Annotated in this window: 12 protein-coding genes; 6 read left to right on the forward strand and 6 right to left on the reverse strand. The window is 56.5% G+C overall.

The genetic code is table 11. The annotated features are described in order from the left end of the window. The first annotated feature begins 4 nt into the window (after positions 1-4). Entirely contained in the window at positions 5-1,699 is a 1,695-nt protein-coding gene (locus WDB70_RS05010; RefSeq protein WP_406667228.1) for an NAD-dependent malic enzyme, read from the forward strand. Between the two features lie 27 nt (positions 1,700-1,726). Here the strand turns inward: WDB70_RS05010 and WDB70_RS05015 are convergent, their stop codons facing one another. The 6 genes from WDB70_RS05015 to pspF all read right to left on the reverse strand — a co-directional run bounded on the left by WDB70_RS05015 (position 1,727) and on the right by pspF (position 8,171). Beyond that, the gene (locus WDB70_RS05015; protein ID WP_406667230.1) at positions 1,727-2,497 is read right to left on the reverse strand and encodes an ATP-binding cassette domain-containing protein; all 771 of its coding nucleotides are present in this window, start codon (positions 2,495-2,497) and stop codon (positions 1,727-1,729) included. 3 nt (positions 2,498-2,500) lie between these two features. After that, positions 2,501-3,502, reverse strand: a complete 1,002-nt coding sequence (locus tag WDB70_RS05020; protein ID WP_406667232.1) for an oligopeptide/dipeptide ABC transporter ATP-binding protein — start codon at positions 3,500-3,502, stop codon at positions 2,501-2,503. Further along, the gene (locus tag WDB70_RS05025; protein ID WP_406667234.1) at positions 3,503-4,396 is read right to left on the reverse strand and encodes an ABC transporter permease subunit; all 894 of its coding nucleotides are present in this window, start codon (positions 4,394-4,396) and stop codon (positions 3,503-3,505) included. Continuing rightward, positions 4,383-5,414, reverse strand: coding sequence for an ABC transporter permease subunit (locus WDB70_RS05030; protein WP_406667236.1), 1,032 nt, complete (start codon positions 5,412-5,414; stop codon positions 4,383-4,385). The genes WDB70_RS05025 and WDB70_RS05030 overlap by 14 nt, the downstream gene beginning before the upstream one ends. Further along, positions 5,414-7,027, reverse strand: coding sequence for an ABC transporter substrate-binding protein SapA (gene sapA, locus WDB70_RS05035; RefSeq protein WP_406667238.1), 1,614 nt, complete (start codon positions 7,025-7,027; stop codon positions 5,414-5,416). The genes WDB70_RS05030 and sapA overlap by 1 nt, the downstream gene beginning before the upstream one ends. Before the next feature lie 103 nt (positions 7,028-7,130). Further along, on the reverse strand, positions 7,131-8,171 hold the full coding sequence (pspF, locus tag WDB70_RS05040) for a phage shock protein operon transcriptional activator (protein WP_406667240.1): 1,041 nt from the start codon (positions 8,169-8,171) through the stop codon (positions 7,131-7,133). A gap of 172 nt (positions 8,172-8,343) precedes the next feature. Here pspF and pspA point away from each other — a divergent pair, with 172 nt between their 5' ends. The 5 genes from pspA to WDB70_RS05065 are packed head-to-tail and all read left to right on the forward strand — an operon-like array spanning position 8,344 to position 12,158. Further along, positions 8,344-9,012 (forward strand): phage shock protein PspA, encoded by a 669-nt coding sequence (gene pspA, locus WDB70_RS05045; RefSeq protein ID WP_406667242.1) that lies wholly within the window; start codon positions 8,344-8,346, stop codon positions 9,010-9,012. A gap of 15 nt (positions 9,013-9,027) precedes the next feature. Then, positions 9,028-9,264 carry an envelope stress response membrane protein PspB gene (gene pspB / locus WDB70_RS05050; RefSeq protein ID WP_406667244.1) on the forward strand — a complete coding sequence of 79 codons (237 nt, stop codon included), beginning with the start codon at positions 9,028-9,030 and terminating at the stop codon, positions 9,262-9,264. A gap of 40 nt (positions 9,265-9,304) precedes the next feature. Beyond that, positions 9,305-9,694 carry an envelope stress response membrane protein PspC gene (pspC, locus tag WDB70_RS05055; protein WP_406667246.1) on the forward strand — a complete coding sequence of 130 codons (390 nt, stop codon included), beginning with the start codon at positions 9,305-9,307 and terminating at the stop codon, positions 9,692-9,694. A 44-nt stretch (positions 9,695-9,738) separates the two neighbouring features. Continuing rightward, a complete protein-coding gene (locus tag WDB70_RS05060; RefSeq protein ID WP_406667248.1) occupies positions 9,739-11,127 on the forward strand; it encodes a YcjX family protein in 1,389 nt (462 codons plus the stop codon). Next, positions 11,124-12,158: a TIGR01620 family protein gene (locus WDB70_RS05065; protein WP_406667249.1), complete on the forward strand. Its 1,035-nt coding sequence runs from the start codon at positions 11,124-11,126 to the stop codon at positions 12,156-12,158. The genes WDB70_RS05060 and WDB70_RS05065 overlap by 4 nt, the downstream gene beginning before the upstream one ends. Positions 12,159-12,246 lie beyond the last annotated feature (88 nt).

Genomic DNA, 12,246 nt, shown 5'->3' on the forward strand with positions numbered 1-12,246 from the left:
TCCCATGAGCCAAGTGCCAAAACGTCCTCTTTATATTCCTTATGCCGGCCCGGCGCTGCTGGAATCGCCGCTGCTGAACAAGGGCAGTGCTTTTAGCCTGCAGGAGCGTATTCAGTTCAACCTGCTGGGGCTGTTGCCGCAGTATGTTGAAAGCATCGAAGAGCAAAAAGACCGGGCCTACGCCCAGTACTGTGACTGCAGTAATGATCTGGACCGGCATATTTTCCTGCGTTCAATTCAGGACAATAACGAGACTCTGTTCTACCGGCTCTTGGAAGATCACCTCGAAGAGGTGATGCCCATTATTTACACCCCTACTGTTGGTCAGGCCTGCCAGGAATTTTCCAAAATTTACCGGACTCACCGGGGGCTGTTTATCTCTTATGAGGATAAAGACCACATCGACGACATTTTGCAAAATGCCACCAAGCAGAACGTCAAGGTGATTGTGGTTACCGATGGTGAGCGCATTCTCGGCCTCGGTGACCAGGGCATTGGCGGTATGGGTATCCCCATCGGTAAATTGTCTTTGTACACCGCCTGTGGGGGCATAAGTCCGGCTTATACCTTGCCGGTGGTGCTGGATGTGGGCACCAATAACCCGGACTTGCTGGATGATCCCATGTACATGGGGCGGCGCAAGCACCGGATCAGTGGCGAGGAATACGACGCCTTTGTCGAAACCTTTATTCAAGCCGTTAAGCGCCGCTGGCCTGGGGCACTGTTGCAGTTCGAAGACTTTGCTCAGGCTAACGCCATGCCGCTTTTGGAGCGCTACAAAGACGAACTGTGCTGCTTTAATGATGATATTCAGGGCACTGCTGCAGTGACGGTGGGTACGCTGTGGGCGGCCTGTAAGGCCAAAGGCGAGCAGCTGCGCGACCAAAAAGTGGTGTTCCTGGGCGCCGGCTCCGCTGGCTGCGGAATTGCCGAACAGATCATTGCTGCTATGCAGACCGAAGGGCTCAGTGAAGAAGACGCGCGGGCGCGGGTGTTTATGGTGGACCGCTGGGGCCTGCTGACCGATGACATGCCGAATCTGATGTCTTTTCAGAGCAAGCTGGGCCAGAACAAGAAAGCCCGTTTGTCGCAGTGGCAGACCGAAGGCGACAATATCTCGTTACTGGAAGTGATTAAAAATGCCAAGCCCAGCATTCTGATTGGTGTATCTGGCCAGCGCGGCCTGTTTACCGAAGAGGTCATCAAGACTTTGCATGCCGGTTGCCCACGGCCGATGGTGATGCCATTGTCCAATCCTACCTCCCGGGTTGAGGCTACCCCGCAGGAGATCCTCAACTGGACAGACGGCCAGGCCATGGTGGCCACGGGCAGTCCTTTCCCACCTGCCATGGTGGGGGAAGACAAGGTGGCCATTGCCCAGTGTAACAATGCTTATATCTTCCCCGGTATTGGCCTGGGGGTGATTGCGGCCAAGGCCAAGCGGGTTACCGATAACATGCTGATGGCTTCATCACGGGCGCTGGCGGAATGTTCACCGCTGGTGGTCGACGGCCAAGGGCCGGTGTTGCCGCCTTTGAATGATATTCGCGAAGTCAGTCGCTATATCGCGCTGGCGGTGGCGCGCCAGGCCATTAAGGACCACGTGGCGCTGGATACGTCAGAAGAAGCGCTGAGCGCGGCTATCGACAAAAACTTCTGGTTACCACGTTACCGTAATTATCGGCGCACCTCGTTCTGAAAAAAGCCCCGCATCAGCGGGGCTTTTTTATGATGGCAGCAGGTTCTGGGCCATTAACATCCGTTTGGTGATGTCATGCTGGGGCGACTGGAAAACCTCGGCAGTAGAGCCGCGTTCAACCACTTCGCCCTGGTGCATCACCAGTACGTAATCGGAGATGTGCCGGACAATCCCCATGTTGTGAGAGACAAACACATAAGCCAGATGCTGGCGGCGCTGCTCTGCGAGCAGGAAGTTGAGGATCTGTCCGCGCAGAGATACGTCCAGAGCGGCCAGGGCTTCGTCAAACACCACGATCTTCGGGTTCAGTACCAGTGCCCGGGCCAGTGCCACCCGTTGCTTCTGGCCTCCGGAAATCATGTGTGGGTAGTAATCGGCATGCTCGGCCAACAAGCCGGTACGGATCAGGGTTTTTTCGACCAGACTGTGCCGTTCCTGCGCATCCAGGTCTGTATTGAGCTTCAGCGGCTCCTCCAGTTGCCGGCCAATGGTAACGCGGGGGTTCAGCGACGTGGACGGATCCTGAAAAATCATCCGGATGTTGCGACAGGCTTTATTGGAGTGCAGCGCCAGGGGCGCATTGTTCATCATCACCTGGCCTGTGGTGGGCGTTTCCGCCCCCACCAGCAGCTTGGCGATGGTGGTTTTACCAGAGCCGGTTTCACCGACAATCGCCAGAGTCTGACCACTGTCGAGGCTGAAACTCAGCGGCGCTAATGCTTGCACCTTCTCTTTGCGCAGCAAACCGCGGCGCCGGATATAGGTCTTGGAGAGGTTGCTTACATCCAGCAAGGCCACGGCTTAGTCCTCCAGGTTAATTGGGAAATGGCAGGCAAAGCGATGGCCCTTAATATTACTTGCCTGCGGCTTTTCTACACACTTTCGCTGCGCCCGGGGGCAGCGCGGCCCCAGCCGGCAACCTATGGGTAGGTGTTGCAATGGCGGGATAGAACCGGGCAGCGTGTGTAGGTGACTTTTGTGCTCCAGACCTTGCTCGAAGTGCGGAATAGAACGCAGCAGGGCTTCGGTATAGGGGTGGTGCGGCTGGCTGAGAATAGCTTGGGTGGGGCCAGCTTCGACACTTTGCCCGGAGTACATTACGGTCAGGCTCTGGCTCCATTTGATGATCGACTCAAGATCATGGGTGATCAGCAACACCGACATATTGCCCAGCTGATTCAGTTTCGCCAGCAGGCTGAAAATCCGCGCTTCAGTGGTTGTTTCCATCTGGGCGGTTGGCTCATCGGCAATCAGTAGCTTGGGGCTGGAGGCGATGGCCATGGCGATCATCACCTTCTGACAAAGCCCCTCAGACAGCTCGTGGGCATAGCTGTCCAGTACCCGGTGGTGCTGGGTAATACCAACCCGGTGCAACAATGCCCGAGCTTCTTTGGCACGCCACTGGCGGCGAGCCATCAGGTTCCACCAGGGAGCCGGGCACTGATCATGCGGCAGCACTTCGGTCAGCTGTTGCGCGATGGTCAGCATTGGGTCAAGGCTGCTCATCGGTTCCTGGAAAATAAAGCCCAGTTCTTTACCAATCAGCTCTCGGCGTGCGTCTGTGGGCAGTTCGGACAGCTCTATACCTTTCCAATGCATGCGATCGGCGTGAACGTGCCAGTTGTCCCCTTGCAGTCCCAAAATGGCTTTTGCCACCAGTGATTTGCCAGAGCCGGATTCGCCCACCAGACCCTGTATTTCCCCTTCACCGATCTGCAGGTTGACCTTCTCCACGGCCTGTACCCGCCCCTTGGGGGTTTCCAGCTCAATGGTCAGGTTGCGTATGTCCAGCAGCGCTTTCATTTATTGCTCCAGCCGGGCATTGAGGGCCTGGCGCAGGCCGTCGCCGATCAGGTTAATGGAGACCAGCGTAGAAAAGATGGCCAGGCCGGGCAGGGTAATGGTCCAGGGGGCCAGGTAAGCCAGATCGGTTGCACCGGCCAGCATGGCACCCCATTCTGGTAACGGCGCCTGGGCCCCCAGGTTTAAAAACCCGAGCACGCTGATATCCAGCACGGCTGCTGACAGGGCCAAAGTGAACTGATAAACGATGGTGTCGGCCACGTTAGGTAACAATACCCGCCACAGCAGCCGGGCCCGGCTGACGCCATCAAGGCGTGCGGCAACCACGTACTCTTTTTCCAGTTCGGTGGCAACAGCATCGTGGGTGCTGCGAATAAATTGCGGCACTATGGCTAACCACACGGCTAATAGTGCGGCATGCATGCCCGGCCCCTGGATGGCTACCAGCGCAACTGCCAGCAATACCGAAGGGATAGCCAGCAAGGTATCAAGGAAATGGTGTATCAATGAGCCCTGAAAGCCTTTCAAGGTGCCCGACAGCGCTCCCAGCAATACACCCAGCACGGCTGCCGCCAGAGTGATCAGCAGTGACGCACCGAAGGTCAGGTGCGCGCCATATAACAATCGCGAAAACAAATCGCGGCCAAGGTCATCGGTGCCAACAAAGTAGTCGACGTGCCCGGCCTGATCCCACGACGGTGGTACCAGTAGTGCATCAGGGTGCTGGGCTTGAGGGTCGAAAGGGCTGATCCAGGGGCCCAGTACCGTGGCAATCAGCAACCCGACCATCAGGTACAGCCCGAACATGGCCTGTGGGCTGGCACGATACGCCCGCCAGGTTTGCAGCAGCGGCGAGGGGATGCGCTCCTCGGCGTAAATGTTAGGGCTTTGCATAAAGGCGCTTACGATGCAGAGGGTCGAGGGTGGTAAAGAGAATATCGGTTACCACACTGACCAGAATAACAAAGGTCGACAACAACAGCAGACAACCCTGAATGACTGGCACGTCACGGGCATAAATGCTGTTGATGAGCACATTGCCGACGCCGGGCCAGTCAAAGATACTTTCTGTGACAATGGTGCCGGACAGCAAGGCAGCGATTTGCAGTCCCAGAACCCGGCCAATAGGCAACAGTGCATTGTGTAAGCCATGGCGGCGGACAATACGCCACTGTGACCAGCCCCGGGCCCGTGCGGCGCGAATATAGTTTGCTTTGAGCACATCCTTGAGGGTGGCACGGGTCAACCGGGCCACCACTGCCAGGGGAACCGTTGCCAGTACCAGCGCTGGCATAACCAGGTGGGCCAGGGCATCTTTTAACGCCGCTAGCCGGTGTGGCGTATCCGACAACCAGATATCAATGAGCATAAAGCCGGTTTTCGGCGGGATGTCATACAACAGCGACAGCCGCCCGGACACTGGCAGCCAACCCAACCGCAGTGAGAAAAACATCATCAGCAGCAGCGCCCACCAGTAGATCGGAATGGAATAACCGGCCAATGCCAGGCCTTGTACGGCGTAATCGGTCGCTGAGCGGCGGTACATGGCGGCCAGGGCTCCGGTAGGAATACCAATCAGCAACGCCAGCAGCATGGCGCTGAAGATCAGCTCCAAAGTCGCGGGCAAGGTGCGCATCAGTAGCGGCCATACCGGCTCATTATTGACCAGTGAATAACCCCAATCACCCGAAAAAATACGTTTCAGGTAGTAATAGAACTGCCGTGGCAGGCTGTCGTGCAGATGGTATTGCGTTTGTAGCTGTGCCAACTGGGTGGCGTTCATGTCGTCGGTGTTGGCCAAATGGCTCACCGCTGTACCCGGGCCCAGGTGGGTCAGACTGAAAGAAAACAGCGCCAACAGCAAAACGGTGACCAAAAACAAATTCAGGCGGCGGAAGGTATAAAGCAGCATTAGTCCTCCCGGTGAGCCTTGGCAAAATTAATGGCGCCAAAGGCATGTAGTTGCACGCCCTGAATATCTTTCTGGCTGGCCAGAAAACGCAGGCCGTGGGCCAGCGGTACCACCGGCATTGCTTTGTAAAGATATTGCTGGGCCTGGCGGTAATAGGCCATACGCTTGCTTCTGACCGGGGTTAACAGGGCGTTCGCGAGAATGGCATCAAAGGCCGGGTCACACCAGTTAGCCCGGTTATTACCCGATGCCAGAGCCGCGCAAGATAACGTCGGTGAAAAGAAATTATCCGGGTCAGTGTTATCAGCACTCCAGCCAATCAAGACCGAATCATGTTGGCCACGGGCCAGGCGGCGGCGAAAGGTATTCCAGTCATAGGTGACAATCTGTACCCGAACGTTAATGGCTGCCAGATCAGACTGGATCAACTCGGCCATCTTGCGGGCATTGGGGTTATAAGAGCGTGATACCGGCATCGCCCAGACGGTCATGCTAAAGCCATTGGCCAGGCCGGCTTTTTTCAGCAGCGCTTTGGCTTCATCCAGATTGTGCTTAAGCGGTGGCAAATCCGGGTCATAGGCCCAGGAGCTTTCCGGTAGCAGTGAATTGGCCACAGAGCCGGTACCGTAAAAAACTGCTTTCATCATGGTCTGGCGGTCAATGGCCAGCGCCAGCGCGTGGCGTACATCCGGGTTATTAAACGGTGGCCGCTCGGTATTAAAAGCCCAGAAACCCACGTTCAGGCCCGGCTCTGACTGCAACTTCAGACGCGGATGCTTACGCACCTCGCCGATTTCTGAGGCCAGTGGCAGGCCCATTACGTCGCACTCACCGGTAAGCAACTTCGCCAGCCGGCGCGAGCTTTTGCGGGTGATATCAAAGATAAGCGGGTCCACCGCCGGCTTGCCATCCCAATAATGCGGGTTGGCACGGTAACGGATGTAACTGCCTTTACGGTAACGTTCAAAAATAAAGGGGCCGGTGCCCACCGGCTTGCTGTCGATATTGGCCGGCGTGCCGGCAGCCAGTAACTGCTTGGCATATTCTGCTGACAGGATCACTTCATAATCAGTGGCCATATTGGCTAAAAAAGAAGCGTCCGGGCGCCGTAATATGAAGGTAACCTGGTAGTCGTTATCGCGGCGGATGGTACTGATCAGTTTGTTCAGACCGACGGCATTAAAAAACGGGTAATCGCCCCCTGAAACATCATGATACGGCGACGCCGGGTCGAGCTGGCGGCGAAAACTGAAAATCACATCGTCAGCGTTAAAGTCGCGGCTAGGGGTGAAGTAAGCGGTATGCTGGAACTGCACGCCGCGGCGCAGTTCGAAGGTATAGCGCAGGCCGTCCGGGCTGACTTGCCAGCTGGTGGCCAGGCGGGGAATAACCTCCCCGGTTTTAGCATCAATGTCGATCAGCTTGTCGTATAACTGATTGGCGGTCGCGTCAGCGGTGGTGCCGGAGGTTACCAGCTGCGGGTTGAAGGTTTCCGGGCTGCCTTCGGCGCAGTACACCAGGCCCTGGCGACTGAGATCGCTGCCTTGCTTGGAGCAGGCTGCCAACACTACTACCAAAGGCAGCAGCAGGGTGAAGCGACAGGGGCGCATCATCACGACCGTATTTTCTTCGACAAAACAAAGACCGGCACTCTACCACCGCTTCGCCACCGGCGCCAAACCTTGCTCGTCATAGTGTTCTCTTCGCTGCCTGTAGTCAGTCTTCAGTGCGGTCTAGCAGTTCATACTTACGCAGTATGCCCCGTAACTGATGGTAGGTCAGTCCCAGGGTTTCGGCGGTACGTTTCTGGTTGAACTGGCTGGCCCGCAGTGCTTCTTTGAGCAGGTCAATTTCAAAATTCTGAGTCACCTCTTTGAAATCCAGCGGGAACTGATGCGCCTGCCGGCTGGCGGTGGCCGGCTGGCTGGTTTCAGCAGTGACCTGGCGGTCTTGGGTACGCACCTGCTGGCTTGGCCGCCAGGGCGACTCAAATGGATTGAGCACAATATTATGTACCGGTAGATCCGGGTTGTTATGGCGGTAAACACTGCGTTCAACAACGTTTTTCAGTTCCCGGATGTTACCGGGCCAGTGGTAGTCCAGCAGCAGTTGTTTGGCTTTTTTGGTAAAACCGGAAAACAGCGGCTGCTCCAGTTGCCGGGCCATGGCTATGGCGAAATGCTCGGCCAGCAGCAGAATATCTTCCCGGCGTTCACGCAGTGGCGGCAGGGTGATCACGTCAAAGGCCAGGCGATCCAGCAAATCGGCACGAAAAGCGCCTTTATCTGCCAGGGTGGGCAGATCTTCGTTGGTGGCGCACACCAGTCGAACATCGGTGCGCAGACTACGAGAACCGCCAACCCGTTCAAACTCACCGTATTCGATAACGCGTAGCAGTTTTTCCTGCACTAGCCCGGAAGTGTTCGCCAGCTCATCAAGGAACAGGGTGCCGCCATCTGCCCGTTCAAAGCGGCCTTCATGACGTTTGCCGGCACCGGTAAAGGCCCCTTGTTCATAACCGAACAGCTCGGATTCCAGCAGGTTCTCGTTAAGTGCGGCACAATTGAGCTTGAGATAGCTCTGATCCCAGCGGCTGGACAAAAAGTGCAGGCGTTCGGCAATCAGTTCCTTACCGGTGCCGCGCTCGCCAATGATCAGCACCGGTTTATTTAGTGGCGCTACCTGCGAGACTTGCTCGATCACTTCCAGAAAACTGTTCGCCTGCCCCAGCAGGTTGTCGTGTCGCCGTGATGCCATCAGTGGTTATTTTCGCCAAATAGTGGTTGAACTAATGATAAGCTACATTTACCCACAATGGGGCAACAAAATAAATCTTTTTTATTCAACAAGTTATGGTTTTTGGCAAACTGGCACGGTTTTCGGATAGTCAGGAGCAAGGTAATCCCTGACATTAGATGAGGACATCGCTATGGGTATTTTCTCTCGCTTTACCGATATCGTAAATGCCAATCTCAACGCGCTGTTGGACAAGGCTGAAGATCCGGAAAAAATGGTTCGCCTGATCATTCAGGAAATGGAAGACACGCTGGTTGAAGTACGCTCGCTGTCTGCCAAAGCCCTGGCTGAGCGCAAGGACTTGGAGCGTCGCATCCAGAAACTGGCTGAAAAGGCCAATGACTGGCAGGCCAAGGCGGAACTGGCGTTGAATAAAGAACGCGAGGATCTGGCCAAAGGCGCACTGATTGAAAAAAGTCGTGCTGAAGAAGCCTTGGTGGTACTTCAAAACGAGTTGGAGCAGGTCAATCAGAGTATTGACAAGCTGGCCGAAGAGGTCACCCAAATCAATGAGAAACTGACTGACGCCCGGGCCCGGCAAAAGAGCATCATCATGCGCAAGCAGTCTGCTCAGACCCGCCTGGAAGTGCGCAAGCGCTTTGACGGTAACAAAGTCGAAGACACCATGGCCAAGTTCGAGCAGTATGAGCGTCGCATCGACGATATCGAAGCACAGGTCGAATCCTATGATATGGGTAAGGGCAAGAGCCTGGAATCCGAATTTGCTGCCTTGGCAGCAGACGAGAAAGTGGATCAGGAACTGAGCGCCCTCAAGGCCAAACTGGCCAAGAATAAAAAGTAAGCTAAGGAGCTGAACATGGAGGATGTGCTGACGTTACTTGTTGCGCCACTGATCATCTTTATGGTGCTAGTGGCGCCCATCTGGCTCATCCTGCACTACCGCAGCAAACGTCAGGTAGGGCAGGGCTTGAGCGAAATGGAAAGAGCCCAGTTGAATCAGCTCTCCCAGAGTGCGGAAAAAATGGCGGAACGTATTGCCACTCTGGAAAAGCTGCTGGACGAAGAAAACCCGCAGTGGCGCAACAAGGCCTGAGTGGCCTTAGCGCCCCCACTGCTAACGAGGAGTTGTCACCATGACACAATCACGAGGCACCCTGTATCGTTACCCTGATGAAGGCAAACTGGGTGGTGTCTGCGCAGGCCTGGGGCATTACTTCGGTATTGATGTCTGGCTGGTGCGGGTACTGGTAGTGGCAGGTACTGTACTGACCGCCGGGCCATTTTTTGTTGTGGCCTATATTGCCTTATGGTTCATTCTGGACCGCGCACCATTACCCCTTAACAAAACGGTCGAAGGTAAAATCAGGGTTAAAAACAAAGTCTGGCAGGACGGTGAGTCACCGCGCCAGGCGGTACGGGATATCAATGAACAGTTTTCCCGACTTGAGCAACGGCTCAGAAGCATGGAAAGTTATGTGACGTCCAATGAGTATCAGCTCAACCGGCAAATTAACCGTCTCTAACCTTCACTCAGGCGCCAGTAGGCGCCTGTGGTTTATGGAGCATTATGGCCATTTGGGATAACAGCACGTTTAAATCGGTCACTCAGGAACTCACCGACACCCTGCGCCGGGGCCTCGACCAGCACGTTCGGCTGGCTGTTACCGGGCTTTCCCAGGCGGGCAAAACCGCTTTTATCACATCGCTTACGGATCAGCTGCTTCATGGCACGCCTCGGCAGTTGCCGTTTTTTCCGGCGATGGCAGAAGGGCGTTACCGGGGCGCCCGTGAGCAGCCGCAGCCCCATCCCTTGGTGCCGCGCTTTCGTTACCGCGACAATCACGCGGCTCTGGTGGGTGAGCCGCCCCACTGGGCACCTTCGACCTCCGGCATCAGCGAGTTACGTTTGGAACTGAAATACCAGCCAGACAGCGGCTTGCGCAGTTGGCTGGGCGACAGCGCCACCTTGACCCTGGATATTGTTGATTACCCCGGAGAGTGGCTACTGGACCTGGATTTACTTGGCCAGGACTACCAGCAATGGAGCGAGCGCCAGCAGGCACTGCTGACTGCCGCACCTCGCCAGGCATTGGCCGCCGACTGGCTGGCCCAAGCCCAGCAATGTTGTGACGCCAATCAACTTGACGACGCTGCTGTCGATCAGCTCGCCGCCGGTTATGCCGCATTATTGGCGCGTTTTCGCCAGGAACTGGGGCTGTATTACCTGCAGCCGGGGCGTTTTTTACTGCCCGGCGAGCTTAAAGGCGCACCAGTACTGGCCTTTTTCCCCTGGCCCGGAACTGCCACGGACGGGCCGCTGTATCAGCGTTTGCAGGCCACCTTTGAACAGTACAAGCAGGATGTGGTGCGACGCTTTTACCGTGACCACTTTGCCAAGATTGACCGCCAGGTGGTGCTGGTCGATACCCTGGCTGCCCTTAATCACTCGCGGGCGGCCTTTTTAGACTTACAACAGGCGCTGACTCAGGTCCTGCATAGCTTTCATTACGGGCAATCCAATTTGCTCAAGCGTTTATTCTCACCACGGATTGATAAGGTACTGTTTGCGGCCACCCAGGCTGACCGGTTAACGCCCGATCAGCGCCCGGCGCTAACGTCCCTGCTCAGGCAGTTGATTGGCCCGGCACTGGAGCCTATACGCTTTGCCGGCATTGATGTTGGAGTCGAGACCCTGGCAGCAATAGCCGCCACCGAAGCCGGTCATGCTGAGCAGGGCGGTGAAAAGCTGCCGTGTTTGCGCGGGCATTTGCATAACGGTGAAGCTGTTACCCTGTTTCCCGGCGATGTGCCCAGCCAGTTACCGGGTAGTGCTTTTTGGCAACAGCAAGGCTTTGACTTCCCTGATTTTGCGCCGCCACCGGGGCTGGCGTCTCCTTTACCGCATCTGCGTATGGATAAAGCCTTGGCCTTTTTATTAGGAGATAAGCTGGCATGACGTTACGCCGCGGCCAACGATTTGCACATAGCGATGGCGACGACCCAGCGCTGCGCCCGGCGCAGCGCCTGGCCGAGCAGCATTTTATTGCCGATCAAGAGCCGGAGGCACAACTGGAGCGCGCCTTGGCCCGGCCCCGACGGCGGCCCTGGTTAGCCTGGGGACTGGCGCTACTGCTGCTTGGCAGCATTGGCCAAGCGGTACTTTGGCTGTGGCAGTTATGGCAGAGCTGGCCGGTGTTGGCGGTGATTTTTGCGGCGGCTCTGGTGCTGCTCGGCGGTGGTGGCTTGCGGGCCTTGTGGCGGGAATGGCGGGCCTTGAAAGTGCTGCGCAAGCTGGAGCGTAGCAGCCAGCAGGCGGCCAAAGCGGACAGTGGCGATCAGGCCCTGGTGGTGCTGGAGCGCAGCATGAAACTGCGTGGCCAGGCGGACAGTGCGGCCATGAGCCGTTTTTTGGCGTCGGTGTCTGGGCACGACAATGGCCAGGAAGTGCAACAACGGTTTCGCCAGCTGGTGCTCAGTGAGCTGGACTCTCAGGCACAAGCCGTGATCCGCCGTTACGCTCTGGAAGCGACGGTACTGGTGGCGGTAAGCCCGCTGGCGCTGACCGACATGGCGATTGTCGCCTGGCGCAATACCCGGCTGACGCGTGAAGTGGCCCGCGTTTACGGCCTGCAACTGGGTTACTGGAGCCGGGTGCGGTTGTTGCGACAAGTGTTTATCAACATGATCTACGCCGGTGCCTCGGAAATGGCCATCGATGTTGGCATGAGTACCTTGGGCGCCGACATGCTCGGCAAGTTGTCTGGGCGGGCGGCGCAGGGGGTTGGCGCCGGCTTGTTAACGGCCCGCCTGGGTTGGCATGCCATGCGCTTATGCCGGCCTTTGCCACTGGATATCGAGGAGCAAAAAGCGCTGTCGTCGGTACGCCGGCGGCTGTTACTGGACATGGGCAAGGATTTAATGAAATTGCCAGGCATGGTACTAAACCGTCAAAAGAGTACGGCCGAAAAACCTGACGATGTGACCTGAATAGGCCATTCAGACGGCTGGAGTGGCAGCCGTCCTGGCGGCTGGATTTCTTAAAAATATGTTCAATATCAAATAATTAACAGGTCGG

Origin of the sequence: Gallaecimonas aegicerasi (assembly GCF_045291545.1) — a bacterium.
In the GTDB taxonomy this organism is placed as follows: Bacteria; Pseudomonadota; Gammaproteobacteria; order Enterobacterales; family Gallaecimonadaceae; genus Gallaecimonas.